Raw genomic sequence first — 23,907 nt, 5'->3', positions numbered from 1 at the left:
TAGACAGTAATTCTGATATGAAAATCGCTATAGTAGGGACAGGGTATGTTGGTCTTGTCAGTGGTACTTGTTTTGCAGAAATGGGTACCGAAGTTTTTTGTGTGGATGTAGATACTAAAAAGATAGAAAACCTGAATAACGGAATTATGCCTATTTACGAACCAGGTCTTGAAGAAATGGTAAATCGTAATAAAAAAGCAGGCCGTTTGCAATTTACCACAGATTTAACAGAATGTTTGAATGAGGTGGAAGTAGTCTTCAGTGCCGTAGGTACACCTCCCGATGAAGATGGTAGTGCTGACTTGAAATATGTGCTGGAAGTTGCCCGTACAGTTGGACGTAACATGACGAAATATTTATTGCTTGTTACAAAGAGTACCGTTCCGGTTGGTACAGCTAAAAAAGTACGTCAGACTATACAGGAGGAACTGGATAAGCGGGGGCTGGATATACCTTTTGATGTAGCCTCTAATCCCGAATTTTTAAAAGAAGGAGCTGCTATCAAGGACTTCATGAGCCCTGACCGTATAGTTGTTGGTGTGGAGTCTGAACGGGCACAGGAATTGATGACTCGTTTATATCGCCCTTTCCTGTTGAATAACTTCCGTGTAATCTTTATGGATGTACCTTCTGCAGAAATGACTAAATATGCTGCCAACGCTATGTTGGCAACCCGTATAAGCTTTATGAACGACATTGCTAACCTCTGTGAAATTGTGGGAGCCGATGTCAACATGATTCGTAAAGGAATAGGCACAGACGATCGTATCGGCCATCGTTTTTTATATGCCGGTTGTGGTTATGGAGGCTCTTGTTTTCCGAAGGATGTAAAAGCATTGATAAAAACTGCTAATAAAAGCGGATATCCGATGCGTATCCTTCAGGCAGTGGAAGACGTAAATGATGAGCAAAAATCTATTCTTTCCCGAAAATTGGAAAAACAGTTTGGCGGACAATTACAAGGCAAACGCATTGCCATTTGGGGGTTGGCTTTTAAACCGGAAACAGACGATATGCGTGAGGCACCTTCTCTGGTTATTATAGACAAACTTCTGAAAGCCGGTTGTGATGTTCGTGCTTACGATCCGGTAGCTATGGATGAATCCCGCCGTCGTATTGGTGATACTATCTACTACGCTAAAGACATTTATGATGCTGTTGTGGATGCTGATGCTTTGTTGCTCATCACCGAATGGAAAGAGTTCCGTATGCCTTCATGGACTGCCGTTCATAAGTTAATGGCAAATCCATTGGTAATAGATGGACGTAATATTTATGATATCAAAGAAATGGAGGAATATGGGTTTGAATACCATTGTATAGGACGGTAAAAGACAGATATTAAATTAACAGATAGACCAAGACCTTAATTATGAAAAAAGAAATCGTTAAATTTCAGGAAGTTGAAGACCGGATTATTATTGTAAGAGATCAGTGAGTATTATTAGATTCGGATGTTGCATATCTTTATGGAGTAGAAACCAAGAGAATTAATGAAGCTGTTAAAAATAATCCATATAAATTTCCAAGTGGATATGTTATTGAATTAAATAACAAAGAGTTAATGTCTTTGCGGTCGAAATTTCCGACCGCAAATTGGGCTAAAATAAGAACCGTACCTAAAGCCTTTACCGAAAAAGGACTCTATATGCTCGCCACCATTTTAAAGAGTGAGCGTGCAACTCAGACTATGATAGCTATTGTAGAGACGTTTGCCAAACTAAAGGAACTTTCCCGTACCGTTTCCGCTTTATCCGAAGCAAACGGACAGGAACAAAAAAGTCTGACGCAGAAAAGTGGAGAATTGATAGCTGATCTTTTGGATGATGAACAGAAAGTAACAGATTCTGAAACAACAATCGAATTGAATCTGGCAGTGTTAAAGGTAAAGCATACGGTGAAAAGGAAAACAGAGAAAGAATAAAAAATATAGATGAAATTAACTTTATTCATAAATGGATAATGTGAAAATTATAAATCTCCCTAAAATTATTGATAGACGTGGAAACCTTTCCTTCATAGAAGCAGAGAATCATATTCCATTTGATATAAAACGTACATATTGGATATATGATGTCCCAGGTGGAGAGAATCGAGGAGGGCATGCTTATAAAGAGAATGAAGAGTTTATAGTGGCTTTGTCGGGAAGTTTTGATATTGTACTTGATGACGGAAAAGAGAGAAAAGTTTATTCTTTGAATAGATCTTATTACGGATTGTATATTCCTAAAATGTATTGGAGAGAAATGAAGAATTTTTCTACTAATTCACTTGCATTAATTTTATCTTCTACTGAATATAGCGAAAATGATTATATCCGTGATTATGATCTATTTTTTGAACAAATAAGTAAGATTGGTTAAGTAATGACTGTGTTTGATTGTTCTATTCTTCAGCTCCCTCGAATTGAAAATGAAAAAGGGAATATAACTCCGATTGCAGGGTTGAAGAATATTCCTTTTGAAATAGAGCGGGTTTTTTATACTTATGATATACCTGGAGGAGAAGCTCGTGGTGCCCATGCTCATAAAGAATGCCATCAATTATTAGTGGCAGCTAGTGGTAGTTTTGAAGTTGTTTTGGATGATGGACTAAATAAGCGAACAATTTTATTAAATCGTCCATTCTATGGATTACATATACCGCCTGGTATATGGGCGTCAGAACAAGGTTTTTCTTCTGGATCAATTTGTTTAGTATTAGCTTCACATAAGTATGATGAGAATGATTATATAAGGAATTATAGAGATTTTGTTTTATTTACAAATATGTTAAATTGTATTAACGGGGGGGGGGGTAGGATATATATGTCTAGTTTCTCTTCTTTACAAAAAAGGGAGGAACTTGTTGCATGATACAGACTACAGTTTATGATTGTACTATCATAGAATTAGATAAGCACCATCACTATAAAGGGAATATAACTGTTGTAGAAAATGGCAAAACAATTCCTTTTGACGTAGAGCGTGTTTACTATTTATATGATATTCCCGGAGGAGAATCTAGAGGAGGGCATGCTCACAAGGAGTTACAACAATTAATCATTGCTGTAAGTGGAAGTTTTAATGTAACGTTGGATGATGGAAATATAAAAAGGACATTTACATTGAATCGACCTTATCAAGGTTTACTAGTAGTCCCTGGAATATGGCGTGAATTAAATGACTTTTCTTCAGGAGCGGTCTGTTTGGTATTAGCTTCGCATAAATATGAAGAAGAAGATTATATAAGGAATTATAACGAATTTATTAGATATAAGAATGGTATATATACATCCCTTGTCTGATGTTCAGAGTAAAAATGTTGATGAGAATACTTATATTTGGCAATATTGTGTAGTGCTGAAAAATGCTGTAATAGGAAAAAATTGTAATATATGTGCTCATGTATTTATTGAAAATGACGTAAATGTTGGCGATAATGTAACAATAAAATCGGGAGTCCAATTATGGGATGGAGTAATTATTGAAGATAATGTGTTTGTAGGTCCTAATGTTACATTTACGAATGATTTATATCCTCGTTCTAAGGAATATCCTGAAAAATTTGAAAAAACATTATTGAAAAAAGGGTGTTCTATTGGAGCTAATTCTACAATTTTAGCAGGTGTTGAGATTGGTGAAAATGCATTGATTGGAGCAGGTAGTGTCGTAACGAAAAATATTCCGGCAAATACGGTATGGTATGGAAATCCAGCAGTTTTAAAGGGGTATGTTACAAAAGAGGGAACGATTACAAAATTATAATGTCAATGGTTAAATTCCTAGATTTAAAACAAATTACTGATAAGTATTCTCTTGAGATTCATGACGCAATATCTCGCGTTATAGATTCCGGTTGGTATCTTCAAGGAATAGAAAATCAAAAGTTCGAGACTAATTATGCGGCTTACATAGGTTCCTCATATTGTGTTGGTGTAGCGAATGGTCTTGATGCTCTATATTGGATATTACGTGCTTATATAGAGATGGGAATAATGTCTGAGGGCGATGAAATTATTGTCCCTGCAAATACATATATTGCATCAATATTGGCTATTACAGATAATAATCTGAAACCTGTTTTGGTTGAACCTTCTTTAGATACATATCAAATTGATGATGCTAGAATAGAAGAAGCTATAACGAACCGGACTAAAGGTATTATGATTGTGCATTTATATGGACAATGTGCTTATACGGATAATATAGGGAAATTATGTGAAAAATATAATTTGAAGCTTATTGAGGATAATGCGCAAGCCCATGGATGTAGGTTTAGTGGCAGAAAAACGGGATCCTTAGGCGATGCCTCAGGACATAGTTTTTACCCCGGTAAAAACTTAGGAGCTTTAGGTGATGGAGGTGCTATTACTACAAACGATAAAGATTTGGCGGAACTTATAAGGGCATTGGCAAATTATGGATCTGCAAAAAAATATGTGTTTAAATATAGGGGACGAAATAGCCGATTGGATGAAATACAAGCTGCAGTGTTAGATGTGAAGTTGAAATATTTGGATCAAAATAATGCAATGAGAAAAGAAATTGCAACGTATTATATGCAGTATATTTCTAATCCGAAAATTATTTTACCAAAAGTTGAGGATTGGAATTCTCATGTTTTTCATTTGTTTACGATTCGTTCTGCAGAACGTGATATTTTGCAGGAGTATCTGACTAAACAGAATATACAAACACTTATTCATTACCCGATCCCTCCGCATAAACAGGAATGCTACAAGGAATGGAACCATTTGTCATTCCCGATTACGGAACAGATACATCGGGAGATTTTGAGTATACCTATGGGGCCATGCTTAACAAAAGCAGAGCAAGAGCAAATCGTTTTGGCGTTAAATCAATTTTAATCAAATGAAAAAATTATACGCAAGCATTGGAAGAGGTTTCGCGGATTTTCTCTGGTTGGAGTTGGCATAACATTCTTTTCATTTTTCCTTTTGTTTAATGAAATCCTTCATGCCAATCCTTATATCGCGTATGTAGTGGCTTATATTTATATATTGAATGCAAAGATTGTCTATAAAACATCATTGGAGAAAAAAGATATGCTGAAATATAGGTTAATCTATATTTCCAGTATGATATTGGGGACTGTCATTTTATGGATATATCTGCAATTATTTTCATCGATAAATGAGACAATTCTTAGTGTGGCAGTATTGCCTGTTACAATGTTGTGGAATTATTTCTTTGTGAATAAAATGTTAACTAAAAAGAAGGTTGAGTATGCCGGATAAATTACTTTCAATTATTTTATTGAGTTATTATAGTGGAGAGCGAATACTAGTCTCTTACCAACAGATAAAAGACTTGTTGGATAAAGGAAATATCCCGTTTGAATTCATTGTGATGGATGATGGTTCAACGGACAAGTCTTTTGAAATTGCAAAAAATTTGGAAAAAGAAAATCCAAATGTGAGAGCATACCAATTAAGCAGAAATTACACGAGTAATTATTCATGGTTTGCTGGGCTATCGGTCTGTAAAGGCGCATGTGCAATAGCTTTGCCGGATGACGAACAGCAACCTTACCAGACAGTCGTGGATATGTACCGATTATGGGAACAGGGGCATAAAGTAATTATACCTAATCGTATAATGAGAGAAGATCCTTGGAGTAGCCGAATATTCTCAATTTGCTACTATAGAATAATTAATGCTATTTCAGAGATAACTTATCCAGAAGGAGGAGCAGATTTAGCTTTTATTGACAGGGAAGTGATAGATGTTTTAAATACCAAAATTCACCCTATAAATACGGCGGTTGTTCCCGAAATATTTCGTTTAGGATTTTCTCCTGTATATTTTCCTTATGAACGTCCATTAGGACTGAATCAAGGAAAATCTAGATGGACATTTAAGAAGAAATTGCGTTTAGCGAAAGATGTGTTTTTCTCATCATCGTCTTTTCCTATAAAATTTATAACTAATCTTGGTTTTTGGACTGCAGCAATATCTGTGATTATAATGGTATTTTATGGGTATATTGCATTGTTTGGTAATCGTCAGTTTTGGGGAGTAACAGTTCCAGGATGGATATCAATAATATTGTTTATTACATTCTTCGGAGGACTGATATTACTAAGTCTTGGAATAATTGCTGAGTATATTTGGCGGATATACGAAGAAGTGAAAGCTAGACCGGGATATATAATTAAAAAATAATTAAACGTGAATTTAAATTTACCTATTTCTGCAAGTACGTTGCTGTTGTATTATGTTTTTGCGAATGTTCTGTTAATGATTGTATTTGTAGCAGGATGGCTTCTTAAGTATTATTGTTTTAAAATAAAAGAACCTATTTCTGCATTTTCAATTTTAACATGTTCTGTTTTAGGACTTAGTGGTATTATAACTATATATTCAATTGTCATAACGAAAGGATTAACCGTAAATTGGGTTTTGTTGTTTTTATTTATTATATATTGGTTTTTCTATAAAAAGGGATATGTTTCAATAAGAGTAAAAAAAACTTATACATCTTCATGGGGTATTTATTCTGTTATAATATGCTCAATTAATATTCCCTTCTTTCTGTTCTTCATGTACAGGATTATAGATTTTGAAAATGGCTTGTTTGTGCCATTTTCATATGATCTGGATTACTATGCAAAGGTTTCTCAATTTTTAGGTAAAGGTTATGAGAATGGCTTGTTGGAATATAATTTTTTCAAGTATATAGCTCCATCTCCATATCATTATTTTGAATTATGGACGAATGTTTTATTATATAAATTTACAGGTTTAAATGCCGTGATTTCATATATGGTCTCACTCCCTATGTTTTTTAATTCTTTGATATTTATATCCTTATTGGCAATAATTGAAAAAAGAAAAAAAATAACATTTGTATATATATTGTTTGCATTTATAGCATTATTATTAGCGGATATAATTCCTTTTCTTTCAGGAATAACACCTTTGATAAAAGGTAGTACATATAGATTAAGTTATCCTAAAATGTTGCCAATATTTTTATTTCTGTTTACTTCATTAGTATTATACATATATAAGAAAAAAGAGACTGCATATTTCACATTATTGTCGATACCGATACTAAATATTATACCATTAGTTGCTGTTTGGGGTACAATGGGAGTAATTTTATTATTTAATACATACAAAAAGCGTAAGATAGATTGGATATATTGGTTTCCTTTAATTAGTGTTTTGGTATTATATTTAATTTATGTATTGCAGTCTCCTCCTCGTTCGACTCATTGGGCAGAACTTTTTCATTGGGACTTATTGCGTCTTTATATAACTCAACCGATATTGTATGTAATAGCTTATATTCATTTTGTAATAGTGATTTTTATATTAAATAAAATATTTTTGAGAAAAGTCTTAAAGACATACAGTATGATATATTTTCTTTTGTGTTTTGTGACAATAACAATGAGTATAATTATGCGTCCTTTTAATTATGATGCAACCCAATTTGTAAATGGCACTATCCCTATTTTTGTTTTTGTTGTTATTGTATCAACTTTCCTTATCACTATTACATTTGATACTATGTTATTTAAGCGTTATCTTTTATACTTTTTTTGTATTATATCCTTGGTTGTAAGTATTATTCAATATAAAATGGATTTAATACCGTGGCGTCCTGTTGCTTCTGATTATAATGCAAAAATAGTAGAAAAAATTCCTCGCCAGGAAGAATATCATATAGGTTTTTATATAGGAGAGAATATAAGGTTAGGAAGTGGTGGTAATTATGTCTCAGGTGTTGTTGATGCCATTACTATTCCTGATATTTTGGACTATTATCATAATAATGTTATTCATTATTCTATAAATAAAGGAGAAAATGAAGCAAGATGGTCTACAGACCATACTCCTTATAGGGACTATTATAACAAACGGAAAGCAGAATTGCCAGAGATATCGGATGACGAAATTCGTCTTGATTTTATTAGAAATAATAATATAGAATATATACGTATATATAAAAGTGCTACTCCTTCTAAATGGTTTCTTTCTCATTTAATTTTAATTGCTGAAGATAAAGGTAGTGGAGAATGTTTTTACAAAATCAAGTAGGGATAAGATGACAGAAGAAACATTAAAGCAAAAAACTGCAAGAGGACTTTTTTGGGGAGGATTGAGTAATGGAGTGCAACAGTTATTGGGAGTACTATTTGGTATTTACTTAGCTCGTGTTTTAAATGCAGAAGATTATGGTTTGGTTGGGATGTTGGCTATTTTTTCTGGATTAGCGAGTACGGTTATAAATAGTGGTTTTACAATTGCTTTGACTAATAAACAGGATGCAACTCATGAAGATTATAATGCTGTATTTTGGTTTTCATTTTTTGTTGGTTTGGCTTGTTATATTATATTATTCTTTTGTGCTCCTTTAATTTCTAATTTTTATAATCAGCCAGAGTTGACAAATCTAGCTAGGGTTATTTTCTTAAGTTTTTTCTTTAATGGATGTGCGGGAGTTTCTTATACAGTATTATTTAAAAAGTTAATGGTAAAAAGACAGGCTCAAATTGATATTACTGTTATGACCTTATCTGGTATAGTGGGGATAACTCTTGCTATGAAAGGTTGTGCTTATTGGGCATTAGTATTTCAAAGTATGACTTTTATTTGCGGTGGAGCTTTGCTCCGTTTTATTTTCGCCCCTTGGAAACCTTCATTTGAAATTAATTTTAGACCACTAAAAGATATGTTTTCTTTTAGCTTAAAGTTATTTTTTACCAATATATTTCAACAATTAAATATTTATATTTTCCCTGTAATATTAGGACGATTTTATAAAGTTACAGATGTTGGGTATTTTACTCAAGGGCAGAAGTGGGTTGTTATGGGTAGTCAATCTTTATGGGGAATGTTTAGTGCTGTTGCCCAACCTGTCTTAGTAGAGGTTTCTAATGATAGAGAACGCCAAGTAAATGTGTTCCGTAAAATGTGTCGTTTTGGTGCATTTGTTTCTTTTCCTGTAATGTTGGGGTTGGCATTTGTGGCGCGTGAGTTTGTTTTTATAGTACTCGGTGAAAAATGGTTGCCGTCTGTTCTTATTTTACAAATATTGTCGATATGGGGTGCATTTTTATTTTTACAAATTCTATATAATCAATTATTAATAGTTTATGGTCGTTCAGATCTTTATTTGAGGGGAAGCATATTTCAGGGAATATTACAAATAGTTTCTGTGTTGATTGCTTTTAAATGGGGTATAATAGTCATGGTCGTTATGTATGTTTCTAGCTTTTTGCTATCATTGTTGTATTGGCATCATTGTGTGAATAAGGAAATTGTACTATCAATGAAAAAGGTATTTATAGATATTGGTACATATTTATTTATAATGTTAGTGACAATCTTTTTAGTATATTTGTTGACAAGAAAAATTATAAATATTTATTTTTTGATTGGAATTAAAATTGCTTTTTCTACAATTATTTATCTTGGCTTAAATTACGTTTTAGGATCAAAAATCTTAAGAGAATCCATATTTTTAATTAAAAATAGATTTTATGAAAAAAAATAAACTTTCTGATGTTGACTATATTACCTCTTATTTTCTTCATCCAATACTTTTTAAATGTTTTGAGAAATATGCTAAAGGCTATTTGCTGGATATAGGATGCGGGAGTAAACCTTATTTGTGTAATTTAGAAAAATATGTTGATACATATTATGGTTGTGATTTTGTCCAATCGAAGGAAAATAATGTTGATTTAGTATGTGATGCTATAGACATTCCTTTAGAAAATGAATCGTTTGATACTATAATTTCTACGCAAGTATTGGAGCATGTATTTGATACGAAAAAATGTATTTCTGAAAGTTTTAGGCTATTAAAGCCCAATGGAGTCTATATTATATCTGTTCCGTTAGTTTGGCCAATCCATTTGGCTCCTTATGACTTTCACCGTTTTACGAAGTATGGAATAAAAAATTATTTAGAAGAAGCAGGGTTTCGTGATATAGAGATTTATTCAAATGGTGGAAAATGGGCGATGATTGGGCAGATGATAAATTTAGGATTGTTTTTCCCTGTTCCAAGGAAACCATTTCTTAATATTATTAAGAAATGGTTTCTGTATTTATCAAATAAGTTTTTTGTTTTTATGGATAAGAAATATTTTAATGATAATTATACTTTGAATTATGTAGTGGTTTGTAAGAAATGAATATATTACTGTTATATTATACTCCTTTTAGTGAAGATGATAGTTTTTATTGGTTCTATAAACAATTAGTTTTATGGTTCAATAAGAAAGGATATCCTAGTGAATTGCATTTCTGCTATTTAGATAAAAAAGAGAAAGAAGTAATTAACGGATTACAATTGCCAGATGCATATAGTTTTAATTCGCAGAGAAATGTTTCTGCAATAGTAAACTATATGAAACTAAATAAGATAAAAATAGTATTTAATTTTTATCTTCCAGTGTGGAAGATAGGTGCATTTTTTATATCAATAAAAAATGCATATCCTGATGTTAAGTTGATAGAATTAATACATAATTGTCCAAACCATTCTCTTCAATTAAAGGAATATTGTTTAATGAATCCTGATTCAGGTTATCGGCCAAGTTCGTTGAAAGAAAGAATTGTAAAAGTATTTCCTAAATTGTATTTAATCTTGTTGAAAAAAAAACTTCATCAAGAAAATAAACAGGCGTATAATTTACACGACGCAATAGTTGTCTTATCTTCATCTTATATTTCTGAATATTTAACGATGATAGGTAAAGAAAAATCAGATAAAGTGTTTGCTATTCCTAATTCGCTGGCTCCTAGTTCATTTTTGAAAAGTAATGTTTCAATAGAGAACAAAAAGAAAGAAATTCTTTTTGTTGGAGGTATAAGGATAGAAAAATCAGTAATGACATTATTGAAAATATGGAAGGAGATTCAATACAAAATACCAGAATGGAAACTTGTTATTGTCGGAGATGGAATACAAATGCCGTTATGTAAAAAGTTGTATGAAGATTATAATCTTGAAAGGGTAGAATTTAAGGGATATGTAGATTCAAGGCCTTTAATTGACAGAGCATCTATATTATGTTTGACCTCTATAATAGAGGGACTTCCTACTGTTTTTTTAGAGGCAATGTCTATGGGGGTTATTCCTATTGGATTTAATACTTTTTCTGCCATTTATGATATGATAGATAATTGGAAAAATGGGGTAATAATTCCTGCTTTTGATATGGAGTTATATGCTAAGTCATTGATTCGTTTGGCTAAGGACGATGAATTAAGGTTTAAAATAGCTAAAGATGCAATATTGAAGGTAAAGCAGTATGATATTGAAAATGTTGGTGAAAAATGGTTTGTTCTTTTTAGGGATCTTAAATTTTTATAATCATGAAATTTAGGTATCGATTGGGTAAATTTATCAAATCAATTAAATTGATAAAATTTTTTGGGCTTAAATCATTTCTGCTTTTTTTTGCACCTCCATGTATGAGAGGTAAGATTATAAAAGTTGGAAAATTTTATTTTCGATTAGGTACCACTGATTTAGGAATATTTGAACAAATATTTTATTCGAAGCAATATGAAATAGATATATGCTCTCCTGAATATATAATTGATGGAGGAGCCAATATTGGCTTAGCAACTTGCTATTTTAAAGAAAAATGGCCGATGTCAAAAATTGTAGCAATAGAACCGGAAGATTCTAATTTTGAATTGTTGAAATTAAATACGGCGAATTTTAAAGATGTAAATTTGCTAAAAGCGGCAGTTTGGAATAAATCTTGTTTTTTAAGTTTTAATTCAGTGCATGCAAACTTTGATTCTTTTTCTGTGAAAGAATCAAATACTTGTACAAGTATTTCTGCTATAACAATAGCAGAAATATTGAGTCGATATAATTATCCAAGGATTGATTTGCTGAAAATGGACATAGAAGGTGCAGAAAAAAAAGTTTTTGATGAAACGGCACATCAATGGCTTCCCTTGGTGAACACTTTGGTTATAGAGTTACATGATAGAATGCAATTTGGATGTGCAAAGTCTGTTTTTTCTACATTATCTGTATATGATTATATATTGGATATAAAAGGAGAAAATTTTATTTTTATATTTAGAAAATGAATAATATAATAACTGTAACATCACCCCTTCTCCCTCCATTAGAAGAATTTATCCCATATCTTCAGGATATATGGAATCGTAAATGGCTTACTAATAATGGGCATTATCATCAAGAATTAGAAAAAGCTCTTTGTGAATATTTAAAAGTGCCTTATATAAGTTTATTTACAAATGGGACATTACCCCTGATGTGTGCATTACAAGCACTACGTATTACAGGAGAAGTTATAACAACTCCATATAGTTTTGTTGCAACAACTCATGCTCTTTGGTGGAATGGTATAAAACCTGTATTTGTTGATGTAGACCCATCGACAGGGAATTTAGACCCTGATAAAATAGAAGCTGCTATTACTCCCAAAACAACGGCTATAATGCCTGTACATGTTTATGGAACCCCGTGTGATATAAAAAGGATACAAGAAATAGCAGATAAATATGGATTAAAAGTTATATATGATGCTGCTCATGCATTTGGTGTGGAAAAAGATGGTGTTTCTGTTGTAAATGCCGGCGATATGGCCACTTTGAGTTTTCATGCAACGAAAGTTTATAATACAATAGAAGGAGGTGCATTGGTTTGCCATGATGAACAAACGAAGCAACGTATAGATTATCTAAAAAATTTTGGATATGCTGATGAAACAATAGTTGTAGCACCTGGTATTAATGGAAAGATGGATGAAATACGTTCAGCTTATGGATTATTAAGTCTTAAATATGTAAATGAAGCTATAGAAAAAAGACGACAAATTACTATTCAGTATAGAGAGGGGCTAAAAGATATATTGGGAATTCGTTTTTTTAATGATTTGATAGATGTAAAACACAATTATTCTTATTTCCCAATTTTTATAAATGAGGAAAAATATGGTATGAGTAGAGATAAATTATATGAAAAAATGAAGTCTAAAGGAATATATGGGCGCCGATATTTTTATCCATTAATTAGCACTTTCTCTACATACAAAGGATTAGAGTCTGCAAATCGTTATAATTTGTCTAATGCATATAAGCTAGCAGATGAAGTCATTTGTTTACCTATGCATCATAAATTAAGCACAAATGATGTATCATATATAATATCTAATATACGTACGAAATAATATTAACTATTTGAAATATAATGAATAAAGATTATTGGGAAAAATTTTATGCGAATAAAAGGGGATGTGTAGAACCTTCGTTATTTGCAAAGTTCGTAATGAACGAATATTTGAGAGAAGGGACTACTTTAGTTGAGTTTGGTTGTGGAAATGGACGTGATGCTGTTTATTTTTCGGAAATGGGAATATGTACATTGGCTATAGACCAATGTGAGAAAGATATATTGAGGCTTATTTCTAATAATAATTCTCATAATTTGCATTTCTTGTGTGCTGATTTTACAGCTTTATCAGATTTGGGTATATTTAATAATGTGTATTCTCGTTTCACTCTGCATTCAATTAGTGAGAATCAAGAAAATGATGTTTTAAAATGGACTTATAACTCTTTAAGCAAGGGTGGATATTTTTTTATAGAAGTAAGAGGACAAAAAAATGAAATATATAGAAAAGGTATACCTGTGCCAAATGAGAGAGACGCATATATATATGAAGATCATTATAGGCGTTTTATAAATAATGAAAGGTTTTGTTCAAAGCTTCATGATATAGGATTTCAGATTGTATTAAATGAAGAAAAAAAAGGATTCTCTCCATATAATAATGATGATCAGACTTTTATGAGATTGATTTGTAAGAAAATATAAAATGGAAATAGAAATTATTATCAAAAATCACAAATTGTTTTTTGAAAAAGATGTAGAGTTGCCTTGTAAGCCTCTTAATCTAGAAATAGCGAAAACTAATCTTTTAAAATTTAAGAAAGAATTAGATAGGGAAGGAGTTGAGTTTACATTGTTTTTTGGGACTTTATTAGGTGCTGTAAGAGAACGAAATTTTATTAAACATGATGAAGATATAGATATTTGTGTGTTTAATGAAGAATCTTTATTGAATTTAATACCGATATTACGAGAAAAAGGCTTTGTTTTTGTTCGTTATGATGAAGATCTTAAGATATATTCTTTTATTAAAGATGAGGTTTATATAGATGTTTATATTCCAAAGAAAGTAAATGGGGTTATGGGGGCAAAATATGTATCTATTATTGGTCAATTTTTTCCAAAAAAATATTTTAATAGATTTGGATATCTTGAATTTTTAGGGGAAGAGTTTAGAGTTCCATATAATACTCATAAAGTATTGTGTTTTCTTTATGGGAAAAACTGGAAAATACCAATTGTCGATAAAAAACCTTACGGAATGGGTAAAGTTAATAAAATAAAGACCTTTTTGTCCGCAATATTAGGCGTTAAAACTAAGCGTTTGATAAGGAAGATTGTGAATTTAGATATTCATTAATATTGTATTATGAAAAATATCAATATATTATCTAATGAAGATGTCTCTTTTGTTTTTAAACAATATTCGGAGAATATATTTCCTTCTGAGTTCAAGTTTTTTTACAACTCAAAAGAAAATATCATTTGGGATTTAGTTATTGTATATGAGGAAATAGATACTATTTATACATTAAAATGTAAAAAAGGGGCAACAATGTTTTTTTCAGGTGAACCTCCTATATGTAAAATTTATCCCCAAAATTTTACTGAACAGTTTTCTCATATAATATCTTCCCACAGAAATCTTCTTCATCCTGGTAATCATCTATTACAACAATCATTACTATGGTATTTTGGATATAATTTTGAGAAAAAGATTGTGACATATAATTTTGATGATTTAATAGACCTACCTAACCATAAAACGAAAAACATTTCTTTTATTACATCAAGTAGAGCTTTTTTACCTGGACATAAAGCAAGACTCCGCTTTTTAAAGGAAGTTCAACAACGTTATGAATCTGAAATAGATTTTTTTGGAGCGGGTATTTCATATGTTGCTGACAAAGCAGATGCAATACTACCATATAGGTTTTCAATATGTATAGAAAATTGTAATATACCTGATTATTGGAGTGAGAAAATTGCGGATGCAATATTGGGGTATTCTATTCCAGTTTATTGTGGATGTCAAAATATTGAAGATTATTTTCCTCAAGAGTCTTTTATAAAATTGGATATAAATGATATTGATAGTTCATTATCTATAATTGAATATGTTATAAAAAATGCAGAAACTATATATAAAGAAAAATATCCTTACCTTTTAAAAGCAAGGGAAAAATTATTGTATCAGTATAATATATTTCCTTCTGCCATTGAATATTATAATAGATTTATTAATAAAAAGGATGATATTGAAGATATTTGTATAAAACCGTCATCGTCATTTAAGGATAATTTAGTAAAAATATTCTTATTAAAGTTGAAGCGTTTTTGTGGAAAAAGAGTATCAGTAAATAATATGTTATAAAATAAAATTTTTGTAAAATCTGCATTATGAGAGTTGGTATTATGCAACCTTATTTTTTTCCATATATAGGATATTGGCAACTTATGAAAATGGTTGATAAATATGTCATTTATGATGATGTCAACTATATAAAAGGCGGGTGGATAAATCGTAATAATTTCTTGATAAATAGAGAAAAAAAAATGTTTACAATCACATTGAATTCGCCAAGCCCTTATAAATTAATAAATGAAATAGAAATCAAAGATGATTTCAAGAAATTTTTGAAAATGATTTATTTGAATTATTCAAAGGCTCCCTATTATAAAGATTTTTTTCCTATTGTTGAATCTATTTGCAATTTTCAAGAAAAAAATTTAGCTTCGTTTTTAGCAAATTCATTTAGGGAAATATTGTCTTATTTGAATATCCAAACCAATTTATTATTATCTTCATCTCTTTCCAAAGATATGTCATTGAAAGGGCAAGATAAAGTTTTACATATTTGTAAATTACTGAATGCAAGTATTTATGTAAATGCGGTCGGAGGGCAGGAGCTATATAGTAAAGAGGATTTTAATAAATATAATGTTGATTTGAAGTTTATTCAGTCAGAAATGGTTTCTTATAAACAATTTGGTGATATTTTTATTCCAAATCTATCAATCTTAGACTTATTGATGTTTAATTCTCCGGTAGAAGTAAATCAGATGTTGGATCAGTATAAATTGATTTAATGAAAGCAATTGGGGGATATTTTGAACTTGAATTAAAACGAGCAAAATCGTATCATAGAAATGCTATACCTTTAAATCTCGCGAGAAACTGTTTGGAATATATTCTTCGAGTACGAAAATATAAAAGAATTTATATTCCGTATTTTACTTGTGAAGTATTATTGGAACCATTACGTCGTGTAGATATTGATGTTGAATTTTATTCAATTAATAAATTCTTTGATCCGATCAAAGAGTATAGATTAGAAGAAAATGAGGCTTTTTTGTATACTAATTATTGGGGATTAAAATCTTCAACTATAATGAATCTCAAAAATGTTTATGGAAGACGTTTAATTGTTGATAATTCACAGGCTTTTTATGCACAACCAGTAGAAGGTATAGATACATTTTATTCTGCAAGAAAGTTTTTTGGTGTTCCTGATGGAGCTTATTTGTATATTGATGAAACATTAAAAATGGATATTGGCTGTGATATTTCAATAAATAGAATGTCTCATTTATTAAAACGTATAGATTTAGGTGTAGAACAGGGGTATGAGGATTTTAAAAATAATGAAGAATTTATAGATCAACCAATTCTAAAAATGTCTTTATTAACGGAAACATTAATGAAATCAATTGATTATAAGTGTATTGCAAATGTAAGAAAACGGAATTTTGAATATTTAAGTTCTAAATTAGGCTCGAAAAATGAATATAGTTTTACTATTGGAACAAATGAGATTCCTATGGTATATCCATTTTTGTCCAAAGAAGGAGAATCGTTGAAAGAAATGTTAATTTCGAAACATGTTTTTGTCGCAACCTATTGGCCTAATGTTTTGGAGTGGTGCAATCCAAAGAGTATGGAGTTTTTTTTGACTAAAAATGTTTTAGCTTTACCTATAGACCAGAGACTAGAAATTTCAGATTTAGATCGCATAATTAATATATTAAATTTATGAATAAATATTGGAGGGAACATTGGAATAGTAGTGAGATTTCTCAGAAAAAATCATTGTTGGCGCAAGTTGAACATACTTACCAAGGAAGTCCTATTTCATCAGAATTATGGAATAAAATAGTTGTTTATGTTCTTGGTAAGTTAAATCTACATCAATCTTCTATTGTATTAGACTTATGTTCAGGTAATGGTTTATTTTCAAATCCAATTTCAGAAATAGCCGAAGAAGTTACGGCGGTAGATTATTCAGCGCAATTACTAGAAAAAATAAATTCTCCAAAGATAAAGAAAATACAAAAAGATATTAATGATGTTTCTTTGCCAATATTACAGTATGATACTGTAATATTGTATGCAGGCATACAATATTTTGATGAGCAAGAAGCATTAAATATTTTTGAAAAAGTTTTTCAATCATTGAAAATCGGAGGAATTTTTTATGTGGGTGATATACCTGATCGTTCTTTATTATGGTCTTTTGCTAATACAGAGCGCTATAAATTTGATTATTTTAAAAATCTAAAAGCTGGAACACCTGCAATTGGAAATTGGTTTTTACCTAATGATTTGGTAGAAATGGGAAGATATTGTGGCTTTAGTCATGTGGAAATATTACCACAACCAAAAGAATTTCCATATAGCCATTTTAAATTTGATATGAGATTGACGAAATGAATATAGCTCCAATAATAATAACTGTTTATACTAGAATAGAGCATTTTAAACGTGCGATTGAAGCATTAAGAAAAAATTCTTTAGCGAAAGACTCTGAATTATATATTGTATCTGATGCTGCATATAGATCAGAAGATATTTTATTAGTTGAACAAGTTCGTTGTTTTGCTGAACATATAGAAGGATTTAAGAAAACACATTTATTATTTTGGAAAGATAATTTAGGACCGAGTACTTCTTGGAAAAAAGCAATTGAAATCGTTTTGCAAAATCATGATTCTTTTATAGGAATGGAGGATGACATTTTGGTTGCTCCATCTTATTTACAATATTTGAATGATGGTTTACAATTCTATAAAGAAGATAAGAAAGTTTTTTGTATATGTGCTTTTACGGCTCCATTTCGGATACCAAAGTATTATAATAAAGATGTTTATTTTTATAATGGTTTATCTCCGTGGGGATTTGCAATTTGGAAAGATAGGTATGAAAAAATAGATCAAAACTATTATGATCGATATTTTGAATTGAAAAAGAATAAAGTTTTATATAAAAAATTTTTATCTATTGGGTTTTATATTAAGGGAATTTTGATAGCTGATTCGAAGGGAGAAATAGAAGCTGACGATATGCGTTGGTATTATCATATGGTTAAAAATGATATGTGTTCTGTTTTTCCTGTTGTTTCAAAAACACAGAATTGGGGATTTGACGGAACTGGCATACATTGTAATGATAAAAACTATTTTTGGACAAAACCAGAGCTAGACGAACGGAATCAATTGACAACATTTATTCCGTTTAAAGGATATAATGAAGATATATTAAGAAATCATCGAAAATTTCAGGATAAAATAAACGGAGGTTTAATTGCAAAATATTTGAAATATACGTGGATTTACTATATTTGGAAAAGATTGAAACACAAGAAATAATTTATTTTAGATGAAGCTCCTTTTCCTAAACACCTCCGAACGTACTGGCGGTGCTGCCGTTGCTGCTAATCGTCTCATGCATGCTTTACAAAGTGCAGGTATAGATGTGAAAATGCTTGTACGTGATAAAACAACAGATAATTGTTCTGTTGTATCATTGAATGACTCTTTTGTAAAGCGAAAGATTAACTTTTTTCGTTTTGTCTGGGAAAGGCTGGTAATATTTATCTGTAACCATTTTAACCGGAAAGATTTATTTAAAGTTTCAATAGCTAATACTGGTACAGATATAAGTAAGCATCCATTAGTACAAGAAGCAGATATTATTCATTTGCATTGGATTAATCAGGGTTTTCTTTCCTTGAAAGATATTCGAAAGTTGATAAAACTTGGTAAACCTATTGTCTGGACAATGCATGATATGTGGCCATGTACAGGGATATGCCACTATGCATGGGGATGTGATAAATTTATGTTGTCATGTGGTCAATGTAAGTTTTTGGACAGTAAAAGCAATATTGATTTATCTTATCGCATATTAAAAGGAAAAGGCTTTATTATAAAGTCGGATATCCATATCGTTGCTGTGAGTTCTTGGCTGAAAAATCTTGCGAAGAAAAGTGCTCTTACTAAAAGACTAAATATTTCGGTTATTCCGAATGTTATAGATACTGCAATATTTTATCCGACGGTTAGGAAGGATGCACGTTTGTTATTATCAATTCCTATGCAAAAACGTGTGGTATTGATGGGAGCAGCCCGCATTGATGATCCGATAAAAGGGCTGGATTTTTTGCGAGAAGCATTAGGTGTTTTGTCGAATGAATGTAGAGATGATATTTTATTAGTATTATTTGGAGGAATGAAGGGCGATATATCCTTTTTATCTTCTTTTCCGGTAGAAGTTCTTTATTTGGGGTCTATTTCTGATACTCAAAAAATTGCTCGGCTATATGCAGCTGCAGATGTTACTGTATGTCCCTCTTTTTATGAAACATTTGGACAAACGATAACGGAAGCGATGGCTTGTGGGTGTCCGGTCGTTAGTTTTGATAATAGTGGCCAGACAGATATAATTGATCATAAACATAATGGATATTTAGCGAAATACAAAGATGCTAATGATTTGGCTACTGGCATTCGTTGGGTATTGGATAATGAAAATAAAGAAGCTCTTTCTTTGGCCTGTGCGAAGAAGGTGCAAGAGAACTATACTGAAAAGGTTGTTGCAGAAAAATATCTTTCTTTATATAATTCATTATTAGAAAGAAAATAAAATTGCTTTTATGACATTTTCTATAATCACCATCACTTACAACGCCTCCCGATGGCTTGAGCGTACCATATTAAGTGTACTTAGCCAATCATTCCCCAATATTGAGTATATCATTATTGACGGGGCTTCTACAGATGGGACAGTTGATATTATTAAAAGGTATGAATCTGGTATTGCTCACTGGATTAGTGAACCGGATAAAGGCCTGTATGATGCTATGAATAAAGGTCTGCAAAAAGCTACGGGAGATTATGTCTGGTTCTTGAATGCAGGTGATACGTTATATACCTCGGATATAGTACAGCAAGTTGTAATTGCTATAAGCAAGAGAAAGCGATTACCGGATGTTATCTATGGGGAAACTGCAATTGTTGATGCGGCTGGAAAGTCGTTAGGTATGCGTCGTTTGAATGCTCCGAGGAAATTAACATGGAAGAGTTTCCGCAAAGGTATGCTGGTTTGTCATCAGTCATTTATATCAAAACGGGAGATAGCTCCGTTATATAATACGAATTATCGTTTGGTGGCCGATTTTGATTGGTGCATCCGTTGCCTGAAAGAGGCGAGAGGCGTTTATAATACGCATCTTATTTTATCGAATTTCCTGGAAGAAGGAATGAGTAGTGTACAACGGAAGGCTTCGTTGAAAGAACGGTATGAAGTGATGTGCAAATATTATGGTACATTGCCAACTATATTAATGCATGGTTGGTTTGCTGTTCGTTTTTATTTTGCTAAATGGTTTAAAGGACGAGTTTAAAAAGAAAACAGATAATTTATATATGCAAGATTTAGTGAAGAAATGGGGTAAGCATGTACTTGCCCTAATCGTGTTTTTAGCCATATCTGCTGTTTATTTCTCTCCGGCAGTGTTTGAAGGAAAACAAGTGCGTCAGGGGGATATGGAAAAACATGCAGGAATGGGCCATAGCCAAATGGACAAGTATGCAAAGACAGCCCAACCAGGTGAGTTTAGTGCTTGGTCTGATGCGATGTTTGGGGGAATGCCGTATGTTTCGGGATATGGATATCCTGCTCCGCAATTACCTAGTTATAGTACTGTTTCAGGTTTATTGTTGAAACCGGGGGCTTATGATGCAGGTATCGTTTTTGCCGGAATGGTATGTTTTTATCTTTTAATGTGTATCATGGGAGTAAATGTATGGCTGGCTATTGCCGGTTCTATTGCATTTGGATTTACCTCATTTAATATTATCATTATAGAAGCCGGACATATTACACAAGCTTGGGTAATTGCATTTATGCCTGTGACGTTAGCAGGAATGGTTCTTCTCTTTAAGAAGAAGTGGCTCTGGGGAGCTGCTCTGTTCTTGTTGGGAGTAGCTTGTTCTGTAAATTATGGCCATATTCAGATGACTTATTATTTAGTACTGATTTGTCTCTTTATATACTTGGGATATGCTGTCTGGAAAGTAAAAGAAAAAGCGTTTGCAGAACTTGCTAAAACGACGGGAATTATGGCTGCTTGTGTCATAGTAGCTGTAATGCCGAATGCAGGAGGAATGTATGTAAACTGGGATCTGGGGCAACACTCTATTCGTGGGGCTACGGAACTGACTACAACTACACCGAGTGGTGAGAAGATATCTTCCGGATTAGATAAAGATTATGCTTTTGCATGGAGTTATGGCAAAAGCGAATTGTTGACATTACTTGTACCGAATGCCTATGGTGGTGGCTCCGGAGGAATGCTGGGTAGCGATTCTGAATTGTATAAAGAACTGAAAGCGAAAGGTGCTCAGGTGGGTAAGGAAGTACAAGCGCCTACATATTGGGGTGATAAATCGTTTACATCGGGACCTGTTTATTTTGGAGCTTTGGTTTGCTTCCTCTTTGTATTGGGAATGTTTGTGATTAGAAATCCTATGAAATGGTGGGTATTTGCCGGCACAATGTTTCTTATACTGATGGCTTTGGGACGTAATTTTGATTCATTCAATACGTTTTTATTCCATTATCTTCCGCTATATAATAAGTTTCGTACGGTAGAATTTGCTTTGGTTATACCGGAATTGATATTCCCGATTGTAGGGATTTGGGGGTTGAAGGAGATATTATCTGATAATGTGGATGCGAAAGCATTTAAGCATGGGATGATAGGAGCTTTGGCTATTACAGGTGGCTTATCATTGATTCTTTGGATAATGCCAAGTGCCTTTCTTGATTTTCGTTCTTCTTTTGATGCTCAATATCAGTTGCCGGATTGGTACTATAATGCATTATTGATAGATCGTGCATCTTTGGCTTCTTCTGATGCGTTACGTTCATTGGTCTTTATTTTGTTAGGGGCTGGTTTGTTATTTTGGTATAATAAGGCTAAGGATAAGCCGACGGCTGCAATAATAGTAAGTGCTGGGGTTGCAATTTTGATTCTTGTCGATTTATGGGGCGTAGATAAACGTTATCTGAATGATAGTAACTTTGTGAGTCCTAATAAGACAAAAGAGATATTCAAGCCTTCGGTTGCTGATACGGAAATACTGAAAGATACTACTTCTTATCGTGTACTGAATCTGAATAATCCGTTTCTGGAAACTAATACATCCTACTATCATCATTCTATTGGCGGTTATCATGCTGCTAAGTTAAGGAGGTATCAGGAGTTGATAGATCATCGTCTGCAAGGTGAAATAGGTACAACAATAGAAGCTCTTAAGAATGCGCAAACAGTGAATGACCTATTGCCTGCTTTGGCTGCAAACCACTCCCTGAATATGTTGAATACCCGTTATATTATTTACAACCCTGAGCAACCTCCATTAGTGAATCCGTTTGCTTATGGCAATGCCTGGTTTGTAGATAAAGTGGATATTGTAGAGAATGCGGATGCCGAAATTGCTGCATTAAATACAATTAATCCTTTGCAAACAGCTGTTGTGGATAAGCGCTTTGCTGATGATCTGAAAGGATTTACTCCACAACCGGATTCTACGGCTACGATCAAACTGGATAGTTATCGTCCGAATAGGCTGGTATATACTTCCATCACTTCATCCGAACAATTGGCTGTATTCTCTGAAATCTATTACCAGCCGGGTTGGAATGCATATATAGATGGTAAACCGGCTTCTCATTTCCGTGTGGACTGGATACTAAGAGGTATATTAGTACCTGCCGGAGAGCATCAGATTGTGTTTGAGTTTAAACCACAAGGGTATATTATAGCTACGAATGTAGCAGCGTATAGCGGATTTGTTATTCTGCTTTTGCTCGTTGTTGCTGTAGGTTATTCTATTTGGAATATTATAAATAGAAAAAAAAATTCTCCTTTCAGAGATAACGAAAACTTATAAATATCAAAAGAAAATGATTTGTTGTTGAATAATGTGGATAGGTTATTTTTAAAATTAATTTGGAAAAAATTTGCATTTCTCAAAAACAATCGCTTCCTTTGTAGGACATAATAATCAAGACCTTAACTATGAAAAAACAACTTAACTATGAAATAAAAGATCTATTTTAACCAAACTTAATATATGATTGGAGAGATCTTTATAAGGTGATTGTCCCAGACAAAGGAGCAATCACCTTTTTTTGTTTTTAGGGATATTCAGCAAATAATAAAAAAATCAGCCAACTGATTCGCAATGCTTTGAACATGAAATAGTTGGCTTTTTGTGTCAACCGTCATTATGTACGCCCTATCGTAAGGGGTAAGGAGACAAAATCTGTCGAGTTCGGTGCAAAGGTCAACAACATACAGATAGACGGGATTTCGTTCATCGAACACATCTCGTTCAAGGCATTTCGGAATACATACGGCAAACGCTATATTGATGATTGACAAAATCAAAAACAGACAGAGTAAAGCCGCATAGCGCATGATTAAAAAGAATCTA

General features: G+C 32.3%; 24 protein-coding genes and 1 pseudogene. All 25 read left to right on the top strand.

Annotated features, from left to right (window positions below):
• The first annotated feature begins 17 nt into the window (after positions 1-17).
• Entirely contained in the window at positions 18-1,331 is a 1,314-nt protein-coding gene (locus ACYIB7_RS14830) for a UDP-glucose dehydrogenase family protein (RefSeq protein ID WP_480337612.1), read from the top strand.
• Between the two features lie 41 nt (positions 1,332-1,372).
• Positions 1,373-1,924 (top strand): annotated as a pseudogene (locus tag ACYIB7_RS14825) (ORF6N domain-containing protein).
• A gap of 31 nt (positions 1,925-1,955) precedes the next feature.
• Positions 1,956-2,363, top strand: coding sequence for a sugar 3,4-ketoisomerase (locus ACYIB7_RS14820; protein WP_099464668.1), 408 nt, complete (start codon positions 1,956-1,958; stop codon positions 2,361-2,363).
• A 3-nt stretch (positions 2,364-2,366) separates the two neighbouring features.
• Entirely contained in the window at positions 2,367-2,855 is a 489-nt protein-coding gene (locus ACYIB7_RS14815) for a sugar 3,4-ketoisomerase (protein WP_480337610.1), read from the top strand.
• A complete protein-coding gene (locus tag ACYIB7_RS14810; protein WP_099464666.1) occupies positions 2,852-3,286 on the top strand; it encodes a sugar 3,4-ketoisomerase in 435 nt (144 codons plus the stop codon). The genes ACYIB7_RS14815 and ACYIB7_RS14810 overlap by 4 nt, the downstream gene beginning before the upstream one ends.
• Complete coding sequence (locus ACYIB7_RS14805) at positions 3,261-3,746, top strand: acyltransferase (protein WP_099464665.1); 486 nt, start codon at positions 3,261-3,263, stop codon at positions 3,744-3,746. The genes ACYIB7_RS14810 and ACYIB7_RS14805 overlap by 26 nt, the downstream gene beginning before the upstream one ends.
• A gap of 5 nt (positions 3,747-3,751) precedes the next feature.
• Positions 3,752-4,849 (top strand): DegT/DnrJ/EryC1/StrS family aminotransferase, encoded by a 1,098-nt coding sequence (locus ACYIB7_RS14800; RefSeq protein ID WP_099464879.1) that lies wholly within the window; start codon positions 3,752-3,754, stop codon positions 4,847-4,849.
• Between the two features lie 90 nt (positions 4,850-4,939).
• Positions 4,940-5,239, top strand: coding sequence for a GtrA family protein (locus ACYIB7_RS14795; protein WP_480337607.1), 300 nt, complete (start codon positions 4,940-4,942; stop codon positions 5,237-5,239).
• Complete coding sequence (locus tag ACYIB7_RS14790) at positions 5,229-6,167, top strand: glycosyltransferase (protein WP_099464663.1); 939 nt, start codon at positions 5,229-5,231, stop codon at positions 6,165-6,167. Before ACYIB7_RS14795 ends, ACYIB7_RS14790 begins: the two co-directional genes overlap by 11 nt.
• A 6-nt stretch (positions 6,168-6,173) precedes the next feature.
• The gene (locus ACYIB7_RS14785) at positions 6,174-8,051 is read left to right on the top strand and encodes a hypothetical protein (protein WP_480337605.1); all 1,878 of its coding nucleotides are present in this window, start codon (positions 6,174-6,176) and stop codon (positions 8,049-8,051) included.
• 7 nt (positions 8,052-8,058) lie between these two features.
• Positions 8,059-9,510: a lipopolysaccharide biosynthesis protein gene (locus ACYIB7_RS14780; protein WP_480337603.1), complete on the top strand. Its 1,452-nt coding sequence runs from the start codon at positions 8,059-8,061 to the stop codon at positions 9,508-9,510.
• Entirely contained in the window at positions 9,497-10,156 is a 660-nt protein-coding gene (locus ACYIB7_RS14775; RefSeq protein WP_099464660.1) for a class I SAM-dependent methyltransferase, read from the top strand. The genes ACYIB7_RS14780 and ACYIB7_RS14775 overlap by 14 nt, the downstream gene beginning before the upstream one ends.
• On the top strand, positions 10,153-11,340 hold the full coding sequence (locus ACYIB7_RS14770) for a glycosyltransferase (protein ID WP_099464659.1): 1,188 nt from the start codon (positions 10,153-10,155) through the stop codon (positions 11,338-11,340). The genes ACYIB7_RS14775 and ACYIB7_RS14770 overlap by 4 nt, the downstream gene beginning before the upstream one ends.
• 2 nt (positions 11,341-11,342) lie before the next feature.
• On the top strand, positions 11,343-12,077 hold the full coding sequence (locus ACYIB7_RS14765; protein ID WP_099464658.1) for an FkbM family methyltransferase: 735 nt from the start codon (positions 11,343-11,345) through the stop codon (positions 12,075-12,077).
• Positions 12,074-13,183 (top strand): DegT/DnrJ/EryC1/StrS family aminotransferase, encoded by a 1,110-nt coding sequence (locus tag ACYIB7_RS14760; protein WP_099464657.1) that lies wholly within the window; start codon positions 12,074-12,076, stop codon positions 13,181-13,183. The genes ACYIB7_RS14765 and ACYIB7_RS14760 overlap by 4 nt, the downstream gene beginning before the upstream one ends.
• 20 nt (positions 13,184-13,203) lie before the next feature.
• The gene (locus ACYIB7_RS14755; protein ID WP_099464656.1) at positions 13,204-13,830 is read left to right on the top strand and encodes a class I SAM-dependent methyltransferase; all 627 of its coding nucleotides are present in this window, start codon (positions 13,204-13,206) and stop codon (positions 13,828-13,830) included.
• A gap of 1 nt (position 13,831) precedes the next feature.
• A complete protein-coding gene (locus tag ACYIB7_RS14750; protein WP_480337600.1) occupies positions 13,832-14,485 on the top strand; it encodes a LicD family protein in 654 nt (217 codons plus the stop codon).
• A gap of 9 nt (positions 14,486-14,494) precedes the next feature.
• Complete coding sequence (locus ACYIB7_RS14745; protein WP_480337598.1) at positions 14,495-15,499, top strand: glycosyltransferase family 10 domain-containing protein; 1,005 nt, start codon at positions 14,495-14,497, stop codon at positions 15,497-15,499.
• A 26-nt stretch (positions 15,500-15,525) separates the two neighbouring features.
• On the top strand, positions 15,526-16,215 hold the full coding sequence (locus tag ACYIB7_RS14740; RefSeq protein WP_480337596.1) for a WbqC family protein: 690 nt from the start codon (positions 15,526-15,528) through the stop codon (positions 16,213-16,215).
• Positions 16,215-17,162 (top strand): hypothetical protein, encoded by a 948-nt coding sequence (locus ACYIB7_RS14735; RefSeq protein ID WP_480337594.1) that lies wholly within the window; start codon positions 16,215-16,217, stop codon positions 17,160-17,162. Before ACYIB7_RS14740 ends, ACYIB7_RS14735 begins: the two co-directional genes overlap by 1 nt.
• A complete protein-coding gene (locus ACYIB7_RS14730; RefSeq protein WP_480337592.1) occupies positions 17,159-17,836 on the top strand; it encodes a class I SAM-dependent methyltransferase in 678 nt (225 codons plus the stop codon). Before ACYIB7_RS14735 ends, ACYIB7_RS14730 begins: the two co-directional genes overlap by 4 nt.
• Entirely contained in the window at positions 17,833-18,771 is a 939-nt protein-coding gene (locus ACYIB7_RS14725) for a glycosyltransferase family 2 protein (RefSeq protein ID WP_480337591.1), read from the top strand. Before ACYIB7_RS14730 ends, ACYIB7_RS14725 begins: the two co-directional genes overlap by 4 nt.
• A 10-nt stretch (positions 18,772-18,781) precedes the next feature.
• The gene (locus ACYIB7_RS14720; protein ID WP_480337589.1) at positions 18,782-20,047 is read left to right on the top strand and encodes a glycosyltransferase family 4 protein; all 1,266 of its coding nucleotides are present in this window, start codon (positions 18,782-18,784) and stop codon (positions 20,045-20,047) included.
• Positions 20,048-20,057: 10 nt separating this feature from the next.
• The gene (locus ACYIB7_RS14715) at positions 20,058-20,807 is read left to right on the top strand and encodes a glycosyltransferase family 2 protein (RefSeq protein ID WP_099464648.1); all 750 of its coding nucleotides are present in this window, start codon (positions 20,058-20,060) and stop codon (positions 20,805-20,807) included.
• Positions 20,808-20,829: 22 nt separating this feature from the next.
• A complete protein-coding gene (locus tag ACYIB7_RS14710; RefSeq protein WP_480337587.1) occupies positions 20,830-23,361 on the top strand; it encodes a YfhO family protein in 2,532 nt (843 codons plus the stop codon).
• Positions 23,362-23,907 lie beyond the last annotated feature (546 nt).

Source organism: Parabacteroides sp. KHUB-03, assembly GCF_056640975.1.
This window is presented reverse-complemented; position numbering and strand designations above follow the sequence as displayed.